This is a genomic window from Cupriavidus sp. 2TAF22, assembly GCF_052115045.1.
GTDB lineage: Bacteria > Pseudomonadota > Gammaproteobacteria > Burkholderiales > Burkholderiaceae > Cupriavidus.
Map to the genome: position 1 here is coordinate 109,699 of NZ_JBFRFX010000016.1, position 19,088 is coordinate 128,786.

Annotated in this window: 16 protein-coding genes and 1 pseudogene; 7 read left to right on the top strand and 10 right to left on the bottom strand. The window is 69.9% G+C overall.

Going from position 1 to position 19,088, the window contains the following annotated elements; all coding sequences use genetic code 11:
* The first annotated feature begins 2 nt into the window (after positions 1-2).
* Complete coding sequence (locus AB4Z48_RS20585; RefSeq protein WP_441617296.1) at positions 3-1,139, top strand: NAD(P)/FAD-dependent oxidoreductase; 1,137 nt, start codon at positions 3-5, stop codon at positions 1,137-1,139.
* A gap of 15 nt (positions 1,140-1,154) precedes the next feature.
* Here the strand turns inward: AB4Z48_RS20585 and AB4Z48_RS20590 are convergent, their stop codons facing one another.
* Complete coding sequence (locus AB4Z48_RS20590) at positions 1,155-2,003, bottom strand: IclR family transcriptional regulator domain-containing protein (protein ID WP_441617298.1); 849 nt, start codon at positions 2,001-2,003, stop codon at positions 1,155-1,157.
* Between the two features lie 322 nt (positions 2,004-2,325).
* On the opposite strand from AB4Z48_RS20590, the gene AB4Z48_RS20595 reads away from it, so the two are divergent.
* Positions 2,326-2,832, top strand: coding sequence for a hypothetical protein (locus tag AB4Z48_RS20595; RefSeq protein WP_441617300.1), 507 nt, complete (start codon positions 2,326-2,328; stop codon positions 2,830-2,832).
* A gap of 4 nt (positions 2,833-2,836) precedes the next feature.
* Here AB4Z48_RS20595 and AB4Z48_RS20600 read toward each other — a convergent pair whose 3' ends face one another.
* The gene (locus AB4Z48_RS20600; RefSeq protein WP_441617302.1) at positions 2,837-3,193 is read right to left on the bottom strand and encodes a DUF1304 domain-containing protein; all 357 of its coding nucleotides are present in this window, start codon (positions 3,191-3,193) and stop codon (positions 2,837-2,839) included.
* Between the two features lie 121 nt (positions 3,194-3,314).
* Positions 3,315-3,839 carry a cupin domain-containing protein gene (locus AB4Z48_RS20605; RefSeq protein ID WP_441617304.1) on the bottom strand — a complete coding sequence of 175 codons (525 nt, stop codon included), beginning with the start codon at positions 3,837-3,839 and terminating at the stop codon, positions 3,315-3,317.
* Between the two features lie 297 nt (positions 3,840-4,136).
* Here AB4Z48_RS20605 and AB4Z48_RS20610 point away from each other — a divergent pair, with 297 nt between their 5' ends.
* Complete coding sequence (locus AB4Z48_RS20610) at positions 4,137-4,481, top strand: hypothetical protein (protein ID WP_441617306.1); 345 nt, start codon at positions 4,137-4,139, stop codon at positions 4,479-4,481.
* A gap of 173 nt (positions 4,482-4,654) precedes the next feature.
* Positions 4,655-5,617 (top strand): DedA family protein/thiosulfate sulfurtransferase GlpE, encoded by a 963-nt coding sequence (locus AB4Z48_RS20615; protein WP_441617381.1) that lies wholly within the window; start codon positions 4,655-4,657, stop codon positions 5,615-5,617.
* A 13-nt stretch (positions 5,618-5,630) separates the two neighbouring features.
* Here AB4Z48_RS20615 and AB4Z48_RS20620 read toward each other — a convergent pair whose 3' ends face one another.
* Entirely contained in the window at positions 5,631-6,311 is a 681-nt protein-coding gene (locus AB4Z48_RS20620; protein WP_441617308.1) for a hypothetical protein, read from the bottom strand.
* Positions 6,312-6,450: 139 nt separating this feature from the next.
* Positions 6,451-6,723 (bottom strand): annotated as a pseudogene (locus tag AB4Z48_RS20625) (DUF1177 family protein); the annotation flags it as partial.
* A gap of 71 nt (positions 6,724-6,794) precedes the next feature.
* Here AB4Z48_RS20625 and AB4Z48_RS20630 point away from each other — a divergent pair.
* A complete protein-coding gene (locus AB4Z48_RS20630; RefSeq protein ID WP_441617309.1) occupies positions 6,795-9,665 on the top strand; it encodes a hypothetical protein in 2,871 nt (956 codons plus the stop codon).
* Positions 9,666-9,672: 7 nt separating this feature from the next.
* Here AB4Z48_RS20630 and AB4Z48_RS20635 read toward each other — a convergent pair whose 3' ends face one another.
* The 5 genes from AB4Z48_RS20635 to AB4Z48_RS20655 form a co-directional block, all read right to left on the bottom strand.
* The gene (locus AB4Z48_RS20635) at positions 9,673-10,437 is read right to left on the bottom strand and encodes an IclR family transcriptional regulator (protein ID WP_441617311.1); all 765 of its coding nucleotides are present in this window, start codon (positions 10,435-10,437) and stop codon (positions 9,673-9,675) included.
* Positions 10,438-10,522: 85 nt separating this feature from the next.
* Positions 10,523-11,833: an MFS transporter gene (locus AB4Z48_RS20640; protein ID WP_441617313.1), complete on the bottom strand. Its 1,311-nt coding sequence runs from the start codon at positions 11,831-11,833 to the stop codon at positions 10,523-10,525.
* Positions 11,834-12,287: 454 nt separating this feature from the next.
* Positions 12,288-15,296, bottom strand: a complete 3,009-nt coding sequence (locus AB4Z48_RS20645; RefSeq protein WP_441617315.1) for a c-type cytochrome — start codon at positions 15,294-15,296, stop codon at positions 12,288-12,290.
* The gene (locus AB4Z48_RS20650; RefSeq protein WP_441617317.1) at positions 15,293-15,799 is read right to left on the bottom strand and encodes a (2Fe-2S)-binding protein; all 507 of its coding nucleotides are present in this window, start codon (positions 15,797-15,799) and stop codon (positions 15,293-15,295) included. The genes AB4Z48_RS20645 and AB4Z48_RS20650 overlap by 4 nt, the downstream gene beginning before the upstream one ends.
* A gap of 132 nt (positions 15,800-15,931) precedes the next feature.
* Positions 15,932-17,086 carry an FAD-dependent monooxygenase gene (locus tag AB4Z48_RS20655; RefSeq protein WP_441617319.1) on the bottom strand — a complete coding sequence of 385 codons (1,155 nt, stop codon included), beginning with the start codon at positions 17,084-17,086 and terminating at the stop codon, positions 15,932-15,934.
* 432 nt (positions 17,087-17,518) lie between these two features.
* Between AB4Z48_RS20655 and AB4Z48_RS20660 the strand changes: the two genes are divergently transcribed.
* Positions 17,519-18,220 (top strand): maleate cis-trans isomerase family protein, encoded by a 702-nt coding sequence (locus tag AB4Z48_RS20660; RefSeq protein WP_441617383.1) that lies wholly within the window; start codon positions 17,519-17,521, stop codon positions 18,218-18,220.
* 17 nt (positions 18,221-18,237) lie between these two features.
* On the top strand, positions 18,238-19,080 hold the full coding sequence (locus tag AB4Z48_RS20665) for an alpha/beta fold hydrolase (protein WP_441617320.1): 843 nt from the start codon (positions 18,238-18,240) through the stop codon (positions 19,078-19,080).
* Positions 19,081-19,088: the final 8 nt, after the last annotated feature.

A 19,088-nucleotide genomic window follows, 5' to 3' on the forward strand; every position in this document is an offset into this window, starting at 1 on the left:
GCATGGAAGAGACGGGTTGCGCGGATTTCCTCGTTATCGGGGGCGGTATTGCCGGCGCGTCGCTGGCCTACTGGCTGGCCCAGGCCGCACGGGTAGTGGTGCTCGAGCGCGAAGCGCAGCCCGGCTATCACTCGACAGGCCGTTCAGCCGCGCTCTTCATGGAGAGCTACGGCCCCCGGCAGGTGCGCGCTCTTACCATGGCCAGCCGCGCGTTCTTCGATGCGCCGCCAGCAGGCTTTTCCGAACACCCCGTGCTCAGCCCGCGCGGCGCCATGACCATCGGCAAGCCCGGCGAGGGCGCCGAGCTGGACCAGCATTTCGACGCCTTGCGCAGGCTCGGCGCGCGCGCCGCGCGCCTGCACCGCGACGCCACCTGCGCCCTGGTGCCGGTGTTGCGCGGGGAGAAGGTGCTGGGCGCCGTGCTCGAGCCCGACGCAGCCGACATGGACGTACATGTCCTGCACCAGGGCTACCTGCGCGGCATGCGCCAGCGCGGCGGCGCCCTCGTCTGCGACGCAGAGGTTACCGCCATCGAACGCAGCCAGGGCATCTGGGAAGTGCAGGCGGGCGGGCGTACCTGGCGCGCCCCGGTGGTGGTCAATGCGGCCGGCGCCTGGTGCGACGTGGTGGCGGGACTGGCCGGCGCGAGGCCGCTGGGGCTCACCCCCAAGCGCCGCTCGGCCTTCGTGTTCGCGCCGCCGGCGGGGCTGGAGATCGCCCGGTGGCCGATGTTCATGTGCTTCGACGAGAGCTGGTACCTCAAGCCGGACGCCGGCATGCTGCTGGGTTCGCCGGCCAATGCCGACCCCGTGTCGCCGCACGACGTGCAGCCCGAGGAAATGGATATCGCGCTGGGCATCCACCATATCGAGGACATGACCACGCTGGAAATCCGCCGCCCGGCCCGCACCTGGGCCGGCCTGCGCTCCTTCGTCGCCGACGGCGACCTGGTGGGCGGCTTCGACGACCAGGCCCCGGGCTTTTTCTGGGTGGCCGCGCAAGGCGGCTACGGCATCCAGACCTCGGCCGCGATGGGCGAGGCCTGCGCGGCGCTGGTGCAGGGCAAGCCGCTGCCGCAGCGCATCGTGGATTTCGGCCTCGACGCGGCCATGCTCGGGCCGGCTCGCCTGCACCGCTAGGCGGTGCAGGGCCGCTCAGGCGGCAATCAGCTTGCCGATGGCCACGGCGGCTTCGCGCATCGGCGGCAGCAGCCGCGACACCATCTCCGCCTCGGATACCTGCGTCGCCTTCATGCTGACGCTGATGCCGGCCATCACGCTGCCGGAAATCCCCCGCACCGGCACCGCGATGGCGCGCAGGCCCGGCTCCAGTTCCTCGTCCACCATGATGTAGTCCAGCTCGCGCGCGTTGGCGAAGCTGGCCTCCAGCTCGGGGCGGGAGATCTTGGTCTGCAGGGTGCGCGGGCGCAGGTCGACGTGGTCGAAGTAATCTTCCAGCGCCGGCTCCGCCAGGTGGGCCAGCAGCAGGCGCCCGATCGAGGTGCAGTAGGCCGGCAGCCGGCTGCCCATGCCGAGCGAATAAGTGAGTACGCGCTGCACTTCCGAGCGCACCAGGTAAAGGATGTCGGTGTCGTCGAGGATGGCCAGCGCGGAGGTCTGCTGGATCCGCGCGCTCAGGCCGTCGAGGATGGGCTGGGCCAGCGATACCAGCGCCGTGGACGAGAAATACGCATGTCCCAGGTGCAGCACGCGCGGACGCAGGGCGAACTGCCCGCCTTGCTGGCTCACGTAGCCGAGCTGCTCCAGCGTGTACAGGCAACGCCGCACCGAGGCTCGCGACAGCTGGGTGCGCTGCGCGACCTGGGAGATGGTGAGCGGGCGCTTACGCTCCGAAAAGGCCTCGAGCACGCTCAGGCCCCGCGCTAGCGACAGCATGAAATTGGGGTCGCCGGCGAAGCTGTTGAGAAGGTCGGCCTGGGGACGGGCGACGCGGACAGTGGCGGCCGGTGCCTGGCCAGGGCTGCTGGGAATGGAGGCGTCCATTGGGCGGGTGCGCGCGTGTTGTTCGATAATCGCGCATCTTAAACTGCCTCGGCCCGCCCGGCCAGCGCTTTTCTTGTGCCGCCGGCCCCGCTTTGGTGCCACGCGCGGCGCCTGCGCACAAAAAAACGTCGCCGTTCCAAGGTGGCGGCGACATCGAAGGGGTGTCATCAAGACGGGGGTCTCGGCGACGTTCCCAGCATAGGACGCGGTGCGCAGACATTAAATACAACTTTTGAGGGGATCGATGTATGGGATCCGTCTCACTGCCGGCACGGGCCGGGACGGGTAGAATCGCGCCCTTGTTTCCGATGCAGATGCCGCCATGACCGACCAGCCCGAACTGTCCGAAGACCAAGCCGGGGACGACGCCGAGAAGATCCAGGAAGCCCGCCTGTGGCGCGCCGACGGCTGGACCGCCCGCGTGATCAAGAACGAGGACGACGACGGCTGGGCCGTGGCCATGATCAAGGACGGCGAGCCCGAGCCCGCCCTGGTGGGCCCGTGGACCATGGGCCGGGACAAGAAGAATCCCAAGCCGCTGGACACCGGTGCGTTCTCGACCCTGGTCAAGACTGCCTCCGAGGTGCTGCGCCGCCACGAACAGCAACTCCACGCCATGCTGCACAAGAGCGTGATGGTGGATACCGACACGGCCCGCATCGCCGTGACGCTCGATATCGTGCCCGACGAAGACAATCCCTACGCCGTGCTGCGCGCCTGCGACGAACTCGGCGCGGAACTGGCGCAGGTGCGCGTATCTCCCGCGTTCAAGCTGAGCAAGGCCAGCGCGGCGGCGTGGATCGACAACGCATACCGCCGGCCGAACTGAGCTTTCAGGCGCGGGCCAGCAGCACCAGCCCGATGGCCACCGCCGCCGGCACGGCCTGAATCCACAGGATCTTCCGGCTCGCCGTGCAGGCCCCGAACACGCCGGCCACCAGCACGCAGCCCAGGAAGAACAACTGCACCGGCACCGCCGCGCTGGCCAGGCCCCACAGCAGCCCGGCGGCAAGGAAGCCGTTGTAGAGCCCCTGGTTGGCCGCCAGCGCCCGGGTCGCGGTGGCGAATTCCTGCGTCAGCCCGAAGGCGCGCATGCCGCGGGGTTTGTCCCACAGGCACATCTCCAGCACCATGATGTAGACATGCTCCAGCGCCACCAGCGCGACCGCTGCGAGGGACAACCATTTCATAGCCAAGGCTCTCGGGAAAGTACGGCAGGGTTGGGAATCGTTCCGGTACCCGGCGGGTACTCTGCGGGTATTCGGCGGGTACTCGGCGGGTATTCGGCGCCGGCGTCGCCGCCACGCGTGTTCAGCCCGCCACGGCAGGCGCGAGCCGCGCGATCAGCGCGGCGTGGCGCGGGTGTGCCTTCTGCAGGCTGGCGGCGTCGGCCAGCTCGAATTCGCTGAATTCGAAGCCGGGCGCCACCGTGCAGCCGACCAGCGAGAATCCGTCCGGATCGCTGCGCTCGGCGGCGAACCAGCAACCCGCCCTGACTACCGCCTGGAACACCGTGTCCTCGTGCGCAAGCGCATCGCCTAGCCGGTGCGTGGTGAGACTGCCATCGGCTTCCAGCACGTGCACATGCAGCGGGCAGCCCGCATAGAAGTGCCAAACCTCGTCGGCGCGGATGCGATGCCAGGCGGAGTACGCCTCGTCGCACAGCAGGTAGTAGATCGCCGTGGAAGCGGCGTGCGTGGCCACGCCGGCCGGGCTGCCTTCGCGCGCCACGTGCGCGGTGTCGCGATGGGTCTCGCGGTAGTAGCCGCCTTCGGGATGTGCCTGCAGGCCGAAGCGCTGGATCAGCTGGTCTTGCAGGGCGGGTCGGGCGGGCATGCGTGGCTCCGGGACAGGCAAGGCGGGACGGGAAACGGATAGCCGACATGATGCCTGCTGGCCGGGGAAAAGTCAGCGGCGAAGGCTGGTCCGGCGCCCGGCCGGCGCGGCCGGGATCGACCTGCAAGCCTGACCTGCAAGCCTGACCCGCACCGGCATCGCGATTGACTGCATCCATCGCGCGCCGCGCGGCGTATCTGTCTTCAACCGCGCGATTCACGTGTGGCCGGAACAGCGCAACGCGCTGCGCCTCGCTAGCAATACTGCGATCCGCCGATCGCCAAGAAGGAGAGCATCATGAAGACCCCCAGCCTGAAGCTCCTGATGACGTCTGCCGCACTTGCGGGCCTCGCCACGCTGGCGATCCCGGCGCAGGCCACCGGCCCCAGGGACAGCGCCGTGTCCGCCGACCGCTATGGCTATGTATTCCACGCGTTCCACGCGTCGCGCTTCGACGTGTACAGCGACGGCGCGCGCCTCGACCCCGCCGCGCCGCCCGTCCCCGTGGCATCCGCCAGCCAGCTGCGCAGGCCGGACCCGTACTCCGATGGCGCGCAGAAGCTGGCCGGCTGGGATCGCACCGGCGTGTCGTCCGACCCGGCACGCAAGATCGACACGTTCCAGGACGGCGCCCACGCCTGAGGTGCATCGGGCCCGGCGGCTTTTCATTCAGGGTTTTTGAGGCTGCCATGCAAGACTCTGCGCCGCACGGTGCCGCCATGGTGGCACACTACGCCTATGCCCGCCGGCGCGGGCATCCCGCCCGCGCCGCCTGAGTTGAGGGGCAGAAAAGCGCGGAGAGTGGCGTGGGCAGTTTGGGCGAATTGAAGACCTTGCTTGAGAACCACGGCGTGATGCTGGTGTTTCTCAATGTGCTGGCCGAGCAGGCCGGGCTGCCGGTGCCGGCCGTGCCGATGCTGTTCGTGGCCGGGGCGCTCGGCATGCGCGACACCGGGCCGTCGATCGGGCTGGTGCTGGGGGCGGTCATCCTGGCCTGCCTGATTGCAGATACCGCGTGGTACTTTGCCGGCAAGCGCCTGGGCCAGCCGATGCTGCGCACCATCTGCCGCGTCTCGATTTCCCCCGACAGCTGCATCCGCCAGACGCAGTCGCTGTATCTGCGCGTGGGCCCGCGCAGCCTGGTGTTCTCCAAGCTGCTGCCGGGCGCCGGCGCGCTGTCCACCGCCATGGCGGGCATGACCGCCACGCCGTTCGCGATATTCCTGTTCTACGATGCGCTGGGCGCGCTGGTGTGGGCCGGCGGGGCGCTGCTGATCGGCGTGGTGTTTACCGATTTCGTGGAAGCCATCCTGCTTGCCTTCAGCACCTATGGCCCGGTGGCGGTGGCGGTGGTGCTGGCCGCTTTCGCGGCCTTCGTCGCGTACAAGTTCGTGCGGCGGGTGCGGCTGCTGCGCCGGACCCGCCTGGTGCGCCGCATGACGGTGGGCGAGCTCGAGGCGCGGCGCCAGGGCGACGCTTCCCCGCTGGTGGTGGACGTGCGCACCGAAGCCATCGAAAGGATTCCCGGTGCGCTGACGATGGATCTGCACGCGCCGCTGGACCTGCTGTCGACCCATCCGGCCAACGTCGAGATCGTCATCTACTGCGCATGTCCGAACGAGGTGTCCGCCGCCATCCTGGCCGAGCGGCTGCAAGGCGCGGGCTATCTCAACACGTGGGCGCTGGCCGGCGGCTTCGACGAATGGAAACGCCTGCACGACGCGGCGTCCGCCGCGGACGACCTCGCCGCGCGGGAGCCCGCCCCGCGCACGTCCTAGCGATCCGCCTGCGCTAGCAGCCGACCCAGTAGGCGTACCCGACCAGCCGCTCGCCAAGGAAATACAGCCGGTACTGGTCGCCGTCGCCATCCAGCGTGTACAGCGTGGTGTAGGCGAGGTGCTCGAGCGGATCGTCTTCGTCGCGGTCGGCCGGGCTGCGCACCTTGCCGGGTGCCTCCGCCATTTTCCAGCGCGGGTTCTTGCGCAGGGCCGAGTTGAGTTCGCTGAGCGTCGTGGTCGCGGCGATGTCGTGGCCCTCGAGCTTGAGCGTCAGTCCCGCCGGAATGCCGTGCAGGGAACGGATCACGGCGTCGCCGCTGCGGCCCACTTCGATCAGCGCGTCCGGGTAGCGGTAGTCCACCAGGTTCTCTTCGTCGAGTGCCGTACCGCATTCTTCCTGGTTGGGCGTGATATTGGGCGGCTTGCCCCAGGCAGCCTGCACGTCCGCCATGCTGGATAGCCCGCGCAGCGCCACCAGCGGGCGCGCCAGCGGGGCCGGAGCGAAGGCGGGCGAGTCGTCGGGCTGGCCGGCATCGTCGGCGCGCGCGGTCGAGGCGTCGGCCGCCGCCGGGGCAGCCGGTGCCGGCTGCTCGCGTTCGCAGCCCGTCAGCGCCGTCAGCGCGGCGCAGGCGGCGAGGATGGACAGGCAGCGCAGCAGCGGCGCGCTGGCGGGGGCGTTGAGGCAGGACTTCATGCAAAAAGAATAGCCGCTGGGGCTGGGACCGCGTCAGGTGCGCAACCATACACTGAAGCGGGCGCTCTGAACATCCTCCATGTGGCCTGCCGCACGCACGGCGCCACCAGCGCGGCCTCGCGCCGGCAGGCGCCGGTCTTCAGCGTGCCGTGCCGGCGCGCTGGAAGGCCGTCATGTCGGGATAGATCGCGCGGATCTTGTCCCACTCCACCGCGTTGAAGAAGCGGCACTTGTCCTGGCCGAAGCGCTTGGCCACTTCCACGCAGAAGCGCACCGCCTCGGCGATGTCGATCTCGTGGTTGGCGCTGGTGGCGCTGCCCGAGACCACCGATTGCGCGGTCAGCGCCACGCCCACCACCGGCGCGGAAGTGGCCACATGCGGCTGCATGATGCTGTTGAAATGGTACAAGCCTGGCTGCGTGCGGACTTGGATACAAGGTGGCGTTGCCTATACTGGGGCGGGTATCTGCGAGGGAGAGCCGCATGCCAGCCGAAGACCAGCCTTCCGGTGACGAATCGGCGCGCATCGCGCGGCGGCGCCGGCAACTCGGTATCGCCAGGCGGATGCGCGACGGCGACGGCAACTGGGCGCTGGCCCTGTCCGGCGGCGGCATCCGCAGCGCCACCTTCTGCCTGGGCGTGATGCAGGCGCTGGCCAAGGCGCCGCCGCCGGCGCTGGCGGGGCAGGCCGGCGCCACGCCGCACCAAGCCGGGCACGAAGCCGGGCACGAAGCCGCGCACGCGCCGCCGCCCGGGGCGGCGCGCGCCGATGTGCAGGAGGGCGACGGTCCCGACGCCATCGAGCCTGCCGCCGTGCCGGCCACCGCCTCGCTGCTCGGCCAGTTCGACTACCTCTCCACCGTCAGCGGCGGCGGCTACCTCGGCGCCTTCTTCTGCAGCCTGTTCGTGCCGGGCCGCCTGAAGCCAGGCACCAACGGCGTCGAGGCCGCGACGCTGGCCTACCGAACCTTGCAGCAGGAGCCACCCGGGCGCATCCGTTCCTCGGTGTCGTACGCCGGCGATCCCGGCCGCGCCGCGGTGGCGTGGCTGCGCGAGAACGGGCGCTACCTGACGCCGACCGGCGCCGGCGACTCGCTGTACGCGGCATCGCTGGTGGTGCGCAACTGGTTCGCCATGCAATACGTGATCGGCAGCGCGTTGCTGCTGTTGCTGGCGGTACTCGCGCTGCTGCGTCACCTGGCCGTGGGCACCTATATCGATCTGGGCCGGCACGAGATGGACCTGCTGCATGACGCACGGCAGGTCTTCAACGAAGGCGGCCTGGCGATCTGGTGGAGTGAACTGATGTGGCTGCCGCTGGCCGCGCTGCTGCTGTTCGCGGTGCCGCCTGCCGTGGCGTACTGGCTGGTCTACCCGCATCCCGCCGATGCGCGCCCGGCGCTGCGCTTCGACAGCCTGGCCACGCGCCTGGCCGCGCTGGCGGGCGTCGTGATGCTGGGCCTGGCGGCATGGCTGCACCGCATGGGGCCTGGCCTGGCGGTGGCCTGCCTGTTGCTGGGCGCGGCGGTGCTGGCCCTGCTCGGCGTAGCCTGCTGCTTTGCGCTGTGCCGCGTGCGGCCGGCCACCGTGCAGGCCTACCGCGTGCGTGCCACGCGCTTGCTCAGCGGCGCCGTTGGCACCGTGCTATGGCTGGCGGCGCTGGGCGTGGCGGATACCGTGGCGCGCACGTTCTACCTGTACACGCAGTCCACCGGACATCCCTGGGGCGCACTCGGCCCGGCCGGGCTGCTGGGCGGCGTGGTCTGGCTGATCCGCTACGGCGCGGGCCTGGTCGACGGCAAGGGCGGCGACGGCAAGGCTGGCGTGACCGGCTGGCTGTCGCGGCTGCCGGTATCGCTGCTGGCCGGCATCGCCGCGGCCGTGGTGGCGATGCTGGTCTTCGTGCTGTGGTCGTGGCTGGTCCTGTGGGTGCGCTGGAATGGCGGCGAGCCGGTCGACTGGCTGGTGTTCGGCAATGCCTACACCACGCCTGTGCTGGGCACGCTGAGCGCCCTGGCGCTCGGGCTGACGCTGATCGCCGGGCGTTTCGCCGGCTTCCTGAACCTGTCGACCTTGCAGCAGTTCTACTCGGCGCGGCTGACGCGCGCCTACCTTGGCGGCTCCAACGGCCAGCGCTTCGCGCCTGCCGCGGGCGAGGGAACGGCGGCGCGCCAGCACGCCATCCAGCGCGCCCGCCTCAGCGTCGCCGAGCCCGCCGATGGCGATCCGCTCAGCCTGAACGCCTACTACGATCCCGCCATGCTGGCGCCGCTGCACCTGATCAACATCACGCTCAACCTGACCGTGGATCCGGCCGAACAACTGGTGCAGCGCGACCGCAAGGGCAAGCCGCTGTGCATCGCGCCCGGGCCGTTCACGCTGCCGGCCACCACGGCGCGCGGGCTGCCCGCCGACGCCTTCGTGCGCTTCACGGTGGACGGGCAGCGCTACTTTCCGGAAACGCACAAGGCCGGCGGCAGCGAACTCTCGCAGGCGCGCACGCTTGGCGACTGGATCGCCACCTCGGGCGCGGCCATCTCCACCGGCCTTGGCCGCTCCACCACACTTGGTACCTCGCTGCTGCTGGGCCTGGCCAACCTGCGCCTGGGCACGTGGTGGCCGTCCTATCCGCTCGATGCGGGCAGCGCACCGCGCGCCGGCGGTGCCGAGCGCGACCGCGTGCAGGACGACCGCCCCGACCGGCCCTGGCTGGGTGCCTTCATCTCGCTGTTCCGCACGCATTACTACCTGGCCTGCGAGCTGAGCGCGCGCTTTCACGGCACCCGCCGCGGCTGGCAGTACCTGTCGGACGGCGGCCATTTCGAGAACACCGCGGTGTATGAGCTGCTGCGGCCGGAGCGCGCGGTGTCGATGATCGTGCTGTGCGATTGCGGGGCGGATCCGAACTACCAGTTCGGCGACCTTGCCAACCTGATCCGCCTGGCGCGCATCGACATGGGGCTGGAGATCGTGGTCGACACCGCCGCCGCCGGGGATCCCGTGCTCGGCAGCGTGTTCGGCACGCCAGCGGATTTCACGCCGCAGGCCCGCGCCGCGGCCTGCGAGAAATGCGCCTTGCTGCTCGATGTCTATCGCGCCGACGAGCCTGCCGCCACACGCAGGCCGGTGACGCGCATCGTCCTGCTCAAGCCTTGCCAGGTCGCCAGCGCACCGGCGGACGTGCGGCAATACGGTGGCAGCCATCCGGCCTTTCCGCAGGAACCCACCAGCGACCAGTTCTTCGACGAGGCGCAGTGGGAGAGCTACCGCGAACTTGGCTTCGCCATCGGCCAGCGCGTGTTCGGCGGCGGCGCGGCGGGCGATGCGGTGGCACGCGCGCTGTGGGCGCGCTGAGCAGACCCTAGCGTCCGAAACCGACGACTTCCTCGAGCCGCCGGCTGGCGTCGCGCAGGGCATCGAGCATGCGCGGCACCGCCTCTTCATCCAGGCGCTGCTGCGGCCCGGCGATGGCCAGCGAGCCGACCACCGCGCCGTGGTCGCGCGACCACAGCGGCAAGGCGAGCCCGGCTACGCTGGCGGCTGCCTCGCCGCGCGTGTGGGCCCAGCCCTGCGCGCGGATCTCCGCCAGCTGGGGCTCGATCACGGCCGGATCCGTCGTGGCCAGGCCCGGCTGCGCATGCGCGGGGTCGCTGGCGTGCGCGAGCACGCGGGCGCGGAAGGTGTCGTCCTGGAAAGCCAGGATGACCTTGGCATGGGCACCCGCATGCAGCGGGAACCGCTGGCCCAGCTCGATCGAGAAACGCAGCTGGTGCTGGCCTTGCACCATGCCCACGCACAGGCCTTCATGGCCGTCCAGCCATGACAGGAATACCGTCTCGCCGCTTTGCGCGGCAAGCTTTTCCAGCACCGGCTGCACTACCTCGGCCGGCGAGAAGGTCTTGCGCACCACCTGGCCCAGCTCGAACAGCCGCAGCCCCAGTGAGTACTTGCCGCTGGCCGCGTCCTGCACCAGGAAGCCGTTGGCGGCGAAGGTCGCCAGTACGCGGTGCACCACCGCGTGGTGCACCCCGCTGTGCTTGGCCAGCTCGCGCACGCCCCAGGTGGGCTGCCGCACCGTGAAGTAGGTCAGCAGGGCCAGCGCGCCGTCCAGAGTCTTGAGAGTCATACCATGTTCCCGCTTTGCATGGGCAGCATGGTACGGATAAGCGGCGCGCGGCTCAATGTCCGCGCGCCGCCCGTGTCGCCGCGGCTTAGCGGTTGACCACCCTGGCTGGCATGGCCAGCACCAGGAAGCAGGCGCCCAGCAGGCAGCCGGCGAACAGGATCAGGCCGGCGCTGGGGCTGTGGAACGTGTCTTTCAGCCAGCCCAGCAGGTAGGTGGCCGCGAAGCCCCCGAGGTTGGCGATGGAGCAGGCCAGCGCGATGCCGGCGGCGGCCGCGGTGCCGCTCAGGAACGTCGACGGCAGGCACCAGAACACCGGGAAGGTCGCCACGATGCCCACGTTGGCCAGGGTCAGCATCATCACGGTGGCGGAGGCCGAGCCGGTGACGAAGGTGCTGCCCACCAGGCCGGCCGCGCCCGCCAGGATGGGGATCACGATATGCCAGCGGCGCTCGCGGGTCTTGTCCGAATGGGCGCCGTTGAGCAGCATCGCCACGACCGCCACCGCGTGCGGGATGGCCGTGAGCAGGCCGATATGCAGCGGGCTGGCCACGCCGGTGTCGCGGATGATGGTGGGCATCCAGAAGCCGATCGAGTAGGTGCCCATGAGCAGGCACATGTCGATCAGGCCCAGCATCCACACGCGGCGGTCGGTGAAGGCCGCCTTGAGCGAATGGCTGCTTTCCGTGAGCACGTCGGACTCCAGGTTGCGCTGCAGGACACGCTTCTCGTCGGGCTGCAGCCATTTGGCGTCGGCAATGCCGTTGGGCAGGTAGATGAACACCATCACGCCCAGCAGCACCGAGGGAATGGCTTCCAGGAAGAACAGCCATTGCCAGCCGGCCCAGCCGTGCACGCCGGCGAACGCCGTCATGATCCAGCCAGACAGCGGGCTGCCGATCATGCTCGCCAGGGGCAGGCCCATCATGAACAGGGCGATGATCTTGCTGCGCTTGTGGGTGGGAAACCAGTAGGTCAGGTAGAGCAGCACGCCGGGGAGGAAGCCCGCCTCGGCCGCGCCCAGCAGGAAGCGCAGCACGTAGAACTGGGTCGGCGTGGTGACGAACATGGTCGCGCCGGACAGCAGGCCCCACGTGATCATGATGCGCGCGATCCACAGGCGCGCGCCCACCTTCTGCAGCACCAGGTTGCTCGGCACCTCGAACAGGATGTAGCCGACGAAGAACAGGCCGGCCCCGAGGCCATAGACCGTCTCGCTGAAGTGCAGGTCGTCGAGCATCTGCAGCTTGGCCAGCCCGACGTTGATGCGGTCGAGATAGGCTGCGAGATAGCAGGCGCAGAAGAACGGGATCAGGCGCCACGTCACCTTGCGGTAGACGTCGGGCCGGGACGCGGCGGGCAGTACGCCCGCCGCGCCGTCTTGATACTGATACGACATGTTCACTCCTTTGTTTTCTACCGTTGTCTGCCGTTGGGTGTCTTCGCCAGTGCTGCCGGCGGCGGGCCGCCGTCTTGCTATGCAAGCTGCGGGCCAGCGCCTGTGCAGTGATGGCTGGGTCGTTTTCTTATGGTTTGATGCGGGCCGCCGGCCTGGCAGCGCCGTGATGCGGGCCGCAGGGCACATTGGCCGTCTGCCGTGGCGCCGTCCTTGTGCAGGGCCGGCACCGCTTTCCTTCACGCCGCACTCATGTAGTGCCTGCTACATGATCATTCAGCGTAAGCTACATGAAACAGGCGTGCAAGGGCGAGGGCGTGGTTTTCTCCTCGGGGTTTTCCCGCCTGGAGGCGCTATCAGGGTCAAGCGAAGCGGTCCAGGCCAGGCGTGACTGCCGCAGGCAAGCCGTACCTGCCATGGCCGTGCGGCGAAGCCGGGACCGCCTCGATAGTGCTTCTCAGTGCGAAGGCGTGGCGCGGGCCCTGGCCAGCGTCTCGTCGACGTTGTCCCAGGCGGGTTTGTCGGGGGCGAAACGGGCGCGCAGGTAGTGCACCAGTTGCGTCAGCTGGGCGTCGTCGAGGCTGTCGCCGAACGCCGGCATATAGCCCAGCGCGCTGGCCGCCGGCGCCGGGATGCCGTCGAGCAGCACGCGGATCAGGTTGTCGGGCTTGTCGCCATGCAGATTGGTATTGAGCGCCAGCGAAGGCTTGATGCCGAACTGGCGGATGCCCTGCTCGCCCTGGTGGCACACCGCGCAGGCGCTCTGGTACAGGCGCTGCGCCGGCCCGGCGAGCGCGCGCGCGGCAGCGGCGCTGCGCTGCTCGAGCAGCGCGGCCTGCGTGGCTGCCTGCGCCGCGTCCGGCGCGTTCTCGCCGAAGGACGCGACATAGTGCGCGATAGCCCGCACATCCTCTTCCGGCAACAGCGCGAGCTCCTCGACGACGGGCGCCATCGGTCCCGCCGCCGCGCCGTGATGGGGCGCGTAGCCCTGGCGCAGGTATGCGAACAGCGATTGCTCGGTCCACGGCACTGGCGCGCGCGACAGCGTACTCAGCGCGGGCGCCTCCCAGCCTTCGGCCTCGCCGCCGCCGAGGTAAGCGCGGCCGCCACGCTCGGCACCCAGCGCATTGCGTGGCGAATGGCAGGCGCTGCAATGCCCCAGGCCTTCGGCCAGATAGGCGCCGCGGTTCCATTGCGCGCTGCGCGCGGGGTCGGCTTCGAAGGGCTTGGCGCGATGGAACAGCAGGTTCCACCCGGCCATCAGCGGGCGCAGGTTGTAGGGGAAGGCCAGCGCCGTTTCCGGCGCCCTGGCGCGCACCGGCTCGGCCGCCATCAGGTAGGCGTAGAGCGATTGCAGGTCGGGGTCGCTGACCTTGGCGAAGGCGGTGTACGGAAAGGCCGGGTACAGATGCCGCCCGTCGCGGTGGATGCCCTCGCGCATGGCGCGCTCGAAGGCGGCGTAGGACCAGTTGCCGATACCGGTTTCCGGGTCCGGCGTGATGTTGGTGCTGTAGATGGTGCCGAACGGCGTATCGAGCGCCAGCCCGCCGGCGTTGCGCACGCCGCCGGGCGCCGTGTGGCAGACCGCGCAGTCGCCGGCGGCGGCCACCAGGCGGCCGCGTTCGATGGTGGCCGCCGAGTAGAAGCCGGGCGCAGGCGGCGCCACCGGCGCGATCGGCGCGCGCCAGGGCATGGCGGTTGCGATCAGGCCGGCGGCGGTCGTCGCCGCGGTGGTTGCGGCGGCAAGCAGCCAGTTGCGCTTGCGCCTGGCGCCGCGCGCATCCGTGCCGCCTGCCTGCGCGGCCAGCGCGGCGCGCAGGCGTTCGCCGCTGAAGGGCGGCTCGCGCAGGCGCACGCCGGTTGCGTCGAAGATGGCATTGGCCACGGCGGGCGCGGCCGGCAGTGTCGTCGCCGCGCCGGTGCCGAGGGTCGCAGGGCCGAGCGTGCCGGCGACGCGCACGGTGGGCAAGGGCGCGTCGGCAAGCGCCGGCAGGTGATCCTCCTGCAAGTCCTGCGTCTCTCCCCAGCTGTCAAAGCCGCCGCCGGCGGTGAGGCGCCGCGCGGCGCGCATGGCTTGCTGCTGCAGTGCCGGCGCGTCGGCGGGGACAGGCTTGCCCGCCGCTTCGCCGTCGTGCCCCAGCGTGATGCCGGTCACGCTAACCTCGCCCGTGGCCGCGTCGACTTCGACGTCCGCCACCCATGCGGACCAGCTCCGCCCGGCATGGGCGTCGCCGGCGTCGATGGTGCTGGCGTAGGCGAAGCCACGCCCGCGCCGCACATTGCCGCTGCCTGGCGCGCGCGTGGCGCGCGGCTGCCAGCCTGCCTGGGCGGCGACACGGCCGACCAGCGCGGCGCCGCGAGCGTCTTCGAGATGACGCAGGCGCAATGCCACCGGATCCTGCGCACTGGCGGCCGCGATCTCGTCCAGATGCGATTCGCGCGCGAAGACGTGCGCGCGCGCCGTCTGTCCTGCTTGTTCCTCCGGCGCCGCGGCGGGCGGCTGGCCCGGCGCGTCGGCCTGTGTCACGCGCAGGCTGGCGAAACGGTAGGGTGGCAGGATGGCGTCGCTCGCGTCGGGTTGCGCATCGCCGCCATGCGCATCGGGGCGGATCTCGCTGACCGGCGACGGCGTGCCGGTCAGCCAGAGCGCCAGCGGCGGCGCACTTGCCAGCGCCGCGCTGTGGCGCGCGTCAATGGTGGCATCGGCAGCATAGGCCGTGATCTGGCCATCGCTCGCCCATGCACTTTGCAGATGGATGCCGGCCCACGCCTGCGTGGCGCCGAGTTCATGCGCCTGCACCCGCACGCGCACCGGGCGGCCGGCGGCGTGGGCCATCAGCGCTGCGTCGGCGGCGGCATGGTGGGCGTAAAGCGGGTCTTCGCCGGACGCGCCATCGTCCATGGCCTGCCAGCAGACCAGCGTGATGCGGTCCGCGCCGATCCCAAGCAGCGCGGCCAGTTCGGCGCGCAGGGCGCCGGGCGTGCGGCTGGGCAGCCAGACGCGCAGCGCGCCGCCGCGCCAGTCGGCAATGGCGGTGCAGCCACCGGGCTGCGTGCCGGCCAACGGCCAGCGGTAGTCTTGCGTGCTCCCGCCCGCGGCGCTCGCCGTGGCCTGGGCGGCATCGCCGTGCGCGGCGATCACGCGGGCGCCGGGCCGCAGCTCCGGCTTGCCGGTATCCGGCGCGCGCCAGCGTGCGCGCAATGCGCTGGCAGCCTGGGCCGCCTGCTGCGCGGTGCCGGCGGCAATGCCGAGAAAGTTCGCGCGCCGCACCACCGCGGCCACGCCGGCCACCGCGCGCGCGGCGGCCTCATCGCAATCGACCAGCCGGGCGCTGCGCAGGGTGTCGGCCTGCCACGCAAGCTGCGGGGGCCGCACCATATGGCAGGCGAGGCAATCCGCTGCTTCCGGTGGCATCCAGGGCGCCGCGCCGGCCTGGCCGGCGACGATCTCGTCGCGCCCGCTCATGGCGCGCCTTCCGGTCCGGCAGCCTGGCGCAGCAGCACGGCGGCGCGCTGCACCGCGCGCAGGATTTCCACATGCGTGCCGCAGCGGCACAGGTTGAAGCGCAGCGCCTCGCGGATCTGCGCTTCATCGGGACACGGGTTCTCCGACAGCAGCGCCTTGGCGGTCATGATCATGCCGTTCAGGCAGTAGCCGCATTGCGCCGCCTGCTCGTCGATAAAGGCCTGCTGCACGGGGTCGGGCCGCTCCGGCGTGCCCAATCCGTCGAGCGTGGTCACCGCGCGCTGCGCCACGGCCTTGACCGGGATCACGCACGAGCGTGCCGCGACGCCGTCGACCAGCACCGTGCATGCTCCGCACTGGCCCAGCCCGCAGCCATACTTGGGGCCGTTGCATGCCAGGTCGTTGCGCAGGATATAGAGCAGCGGCGTGTCGGGGTCGACCTCGGCATCGAGCAGGTGCGTGGTCCGGTTGACCCGGAGGGTGAGGGGGCGGGGCGTGTGCATTCCAGTGGGGCGGGGGCGTTCCAGAACATCACTCTGCGAGGCCCGGTCCCCGGCTCCGGCGCCATGCATGCGACGTGGGCAGGCATGTGCGGCCGGAGGCCCCGGGGGCCTGGCGGTATTGCCGGATCTGGCTCAGGCGGCGATCGCCACCTGCCCGGCTTGCGCCAGCGGCACGTTGAACACATCGTAACCGAAGCACCAGTCCGGGTTCTCGTTGGCGCGCAGCCAGGTATTGTTGTGCGAAACAAGCTGCACCTTGCTGGCGCGCGCGGCGCGGTTGGCCTCGTACAGCGAGAAGGCCGTGCCGAAGTCCGACAGTCCGGTCTGCTCCAGGCAGCGCGTCAGCATGGCGGCATCCTCGATCGCCATGGCCGCGCCCTGCGCCATGTGCGGCTTCATCGGGTGGCAGGCGTCGCCCAGCAGCACCAGGCGGCCGCGGCTCCACAACGGCAGCGGGTCGCGCTCGAGCAGCGGCCACTTGGTGACTTCCACCGTGCCCTCGATCAGCGACTGCACCCCTGTGTGCCAGCCGTCGAAGGCAGCGCGCATCTCTTCGATGCTGCTCGGCAGCCAGCTCTTGCTCAGGTCCCAGGTGGGCTCGGGCACGCCGGTCACGTAGTAGATCTCGTCGAGCTTGCCGGTGTCGAAGTAGACCATCATGTGACGGTCGTCGGCCCACCATTTGGTGCAGCGGTCGTGCGTGAAGCCCTTCACGCGCGAGATCGGGAACACGGCGCGGTGCGCCACGTAGCCGGTGTAGCGGGGCGGCTCGGCACCCAGCAAGGTCTCGCGGATGCGCGAATTGATGCCGTCCGCGCCGATCACGATATCGGCTTCGTCCACCGTGCCATCGGTGAAGCGCAGGCGTACCGCGTGCCCCAGGTCTTCCACGCTGTCGAGCTTCTTGTCGAACAGGAGCGTGCCCGGCGCTACCGCCTCGGTCAGCAGGGCGTGGAAATCGCCGCGGTGCACGGTCAGGTAGCTGGCCCCGTAGTGCGACAGCGCGTAGTCGCCGAGCGGGATCTGCGCGACCACTTCGCCGCTCTGCCCGTCGCGGCTGTACCAGAAATCCGGGTGGCAGCCCATCTGGTTGAGCGCATCCTCGATGCCGATGCGGCGCATGATCTTCATCACATTGGGCCCCACATGGATGCCCGCGCCCAGACGCGAGAACGCCGGAGCCTGCTCATACAGCCTGACCTCGAAGCCGCTGCGCTGCAGCAGCGCCGCGGCAGCGGTCCCTCCCAGTCCGGCCCCGATGATTGCGATCCGTGGTTTGCCTTGCACGATATTTCTCCTGGCGATGTATGTGGGTCTGGAGCGGCCTTTCGGCCAGTTGGTGAAATCAAGTGTACACACCATAAAAATGGAAGTAAAGGAACGATATGCGCGTCCTATGGAAAACCCTTATCCGGATGTGATTGCAGCGGTGTATTGCACTGTACACGGGAAAATATGCCCGTTTTCAGGCATCATTTCGTTAAGCGAGCACTGAATAAGTGCGGCACGCGCGGCGCATTGATTTGTTGTGAAATTACAGTGTGTACACTACAATCGTTCGCAAGGTACCGGGGCGCTGGCAAGCCGCCGGGCCGCCGTGCAAGGAGCTGGCCACGCAAGCGCAGCGCCTGGGCGGGTGGACAAAACAGATGGATGATGGAGTCGACAGTGCAGAAAAATTTCCGTATCGGCCAGATCGTGCCGAGCTCGAACACCACGATGGAAACCGAAATCCCGGCGATGCTCGCGGCGCGCCAGCTGGTTCGGCCCGAACGCTTCACCTTCCATTCCAGCCGCATGCGCATGAAGAAAGTGGTCAAGGAAGAGCTGGCGGCAATGGACGCCGAATCCGACCGCTGCGCGCTGGAGCTGAGCGACGCGCGCGTCGACGTGCTGGGCTACGCCTGCCTGGTGGCGATCATGGCGATGGGACACGGCTACCACCGCGTCTCCGAGAAGCGCCTGCAGGCCCATACCGCGGCCAATGGCGCCGATGCGCCGGTGATCACCAGCGCCGGCGCGCTGGTGGACGCGCTCAAGGTGATCGGTGCGAAGCGCATTGCCGTGGTCGCGCCGTACATGAAGCCACTGACCGAGCTCGTGGTGGACTACATCCGCAATGAGGGCTACGAGGTGGTGGACTGGCGCGCGCTGGAGATCGCGGACAACCTGGAGGTAGGCCGCCACGACCCTGCGAACCTGCCGGGCATCGTCGCGCAGATGAACACGAAGGACGTGGATGCCATCGTGCTGTCCGCCTGCGTGCAGATGCCCTCGCTGCCGGCCGTGGCCAAGGTGGAAGCCATGACCGGCAAGCCTGTCATCACCGCCGCCATCGCCACCACCTACGCCATCCTCAGGCAGCTCGATCTCGAACCGGTGGTGCCCGGCGCGGGCGCGCTGCTGTCGGGCGCCTACTGAGCGCGAGAGAGCCAGCCATGAGCGAGTTTCTCTACGGCGGAAACGTGTCCGCCAACGGCATCCGCCAGCACTACCTGCGCTACGGCGGCAACGCCGGCGCGCGCGCGCAGCGCGACGCGGTGATCATCGTGCCCGGCATCACCAGCCCGGCCGTCACCTGGGGCTTCGTCGGCGAACGGTTCGGCCAGCACTTCGATACCTATGTCCTCGATGTGCGCGGCCGCGGCCTGTCGGCCGCGGGCGATACGCTTGACTACGGCCTCGATGCGCAGGCCGCCGATGTGCTTGCCTTTGCCCGGGCACTCGGCCTTGCGCGCTACGCCATCGTCGGCCACTCGATGGGCGCGCGCATCGGCATCCGTGCCGCGCGCGCCAATCCCGCCGGGCTGACCCGCCTGGTGATGGTGGACCCGCCGGTGTCCGGTCCGGGCCGCCGCGCCTATCCGTCGCAACTGCCCTGGTATGTCGATTCGATCCGCCTGGCGCGGCAGGGCATCGATGCCGAGGGCATGCGGCGCTTCTGCCCGACCTGGACGCAGGACCAGTTGCGCCTGCGCGCCGAGTGGCTGCATACCTGCGACGAACGCGCGGTGGTGGCCAGCTTCGAGGACTTCCATCGCGACGATATCCACGCCGACCTGCCGGCGCTGCGCGTGCCCGCGCTACTGATGGTGGCCGGCCGCGGCGATGTCATCCGCGCGGAAGATATCGAGGAGATCCGCGGCCTGCTGCCCGCCGTGCTGGTGGCGCGCGTGCCCGATGCCGGCCACATGATCCCGTGGGACGACGAGGCCGGCTTCTATCGCGCGTTCGGCGATTTCCTCGGCGCGCCGCTCGTGTGCGACCAGGCCGCCGCCTGAGCGCGCCA

Excerpts from the sequence above, each read along its gene's own strand:
- AB4Z48_RS20585 (WP_441617296.1), top strand. The coding sequence starts at position 3 with ATGGAAGAGACGGGTTGCGCGGATTTCCTCGTTATCGGGGGCGGTATT.
- AB4Z48_RS20590 (WP_441617298.1), bottom strand. The coding sequence starts at position 2,003 with ATGGACGCCTCCATTCCCAGCAGCCCTGGCCAGGCACCGGCCGCCACT.
- AB4Z48_RS20595 (WP_441617300.1), top strand. The coding sequence starts at position 2,326 with ATGACCGACCAGCCCGAACTGTCCGAAGACCAAGCCGGGGACGACGCC.
- AB4Z48_RS20600 (WP_441617302.1), bottom strand. The coding sequence starts at position 3,193 with ATGAAATGGTTGTCCCTCGCAGCGGTCGCGCTGGTGGCGCTGGAGCAT.
- AB4Z48_RS20605 (WP_441617304.1), bottom strand. The coding sequence starts at position 3,839 with ATGCCCGCCCGACCCGCCCTGCAAGACCAGCTGATCCAGCGCTTCGGC.
- AB4Z48_RS20610 (WP_441617306.1), top strand. The coding sequence starts at position 4,137 with ATGAAGACCCCCAGCCTGAAGCTCCTGATGACGTCTGCCGCACTTGCG.
- AB4Z48_RS20620 (WP_441617308.1), bottom strand. The coding sequence starts at position 6,311 with ATGAAGTCCTGCCTCAACGCCCCCGCCAGCGCGCCGCTGCTGCGCTGC.
- AB4Z48_RS20630 (WP_441617309.1), top strand. The coding sequence starts at position 6,795 with ATGCCAGCCGAAGACCAGCCTTCCGGTGACGAATCGGCGCGCATCGCG.
- AB4Z48_RS20635 (WP_441617311.1), bottom strand. The coding sequence starts at position 10,437 with ATGACTCTCAAGACTCTGGACGGCGCGCTGGCCCTGCTGACCTACTTC.
- AB4Z48_RS20640 (WP_441617313.1), bottom strand. The coding sequence starts at position 11,833 with ATGTCGTATCAGTATCAAGACGGCGCGGCGGGCGTACTGCCCGCCGCG.
- AB4Z48_RS20645 (WP_441617315.1), bottom strand. The coding sequence starts at position 15,296 with ATGAGCGGGCGCGACGAGATCGTCGCCGGCCAGGCCGGCGCGGCGCCC.
- AB4Z48_RS20650 (WP_441617317.1), bottom strand. The coding sequence starts at position 15,799 with ATGCACACGCCCCGCCCCCTCACCCTCCGGGTCAACCGGACCACGCAC.
- AB4Z48_RS20660 (WP_441617383.1), top strand. The coding sequence starts at position 17,519 with ATGGAAACCGAAATCCCGGCGATGCTCGCGGCGCGCCAGCTGGTTCGG.
- AB4Z48_RS20665 (WP_441617320.1), top strand. The coding sequence starts at position 18,238 with ATGAGCGAGTTTCTCTACGGCGGAAACGTGTCCGCCAACGGCATCCGC.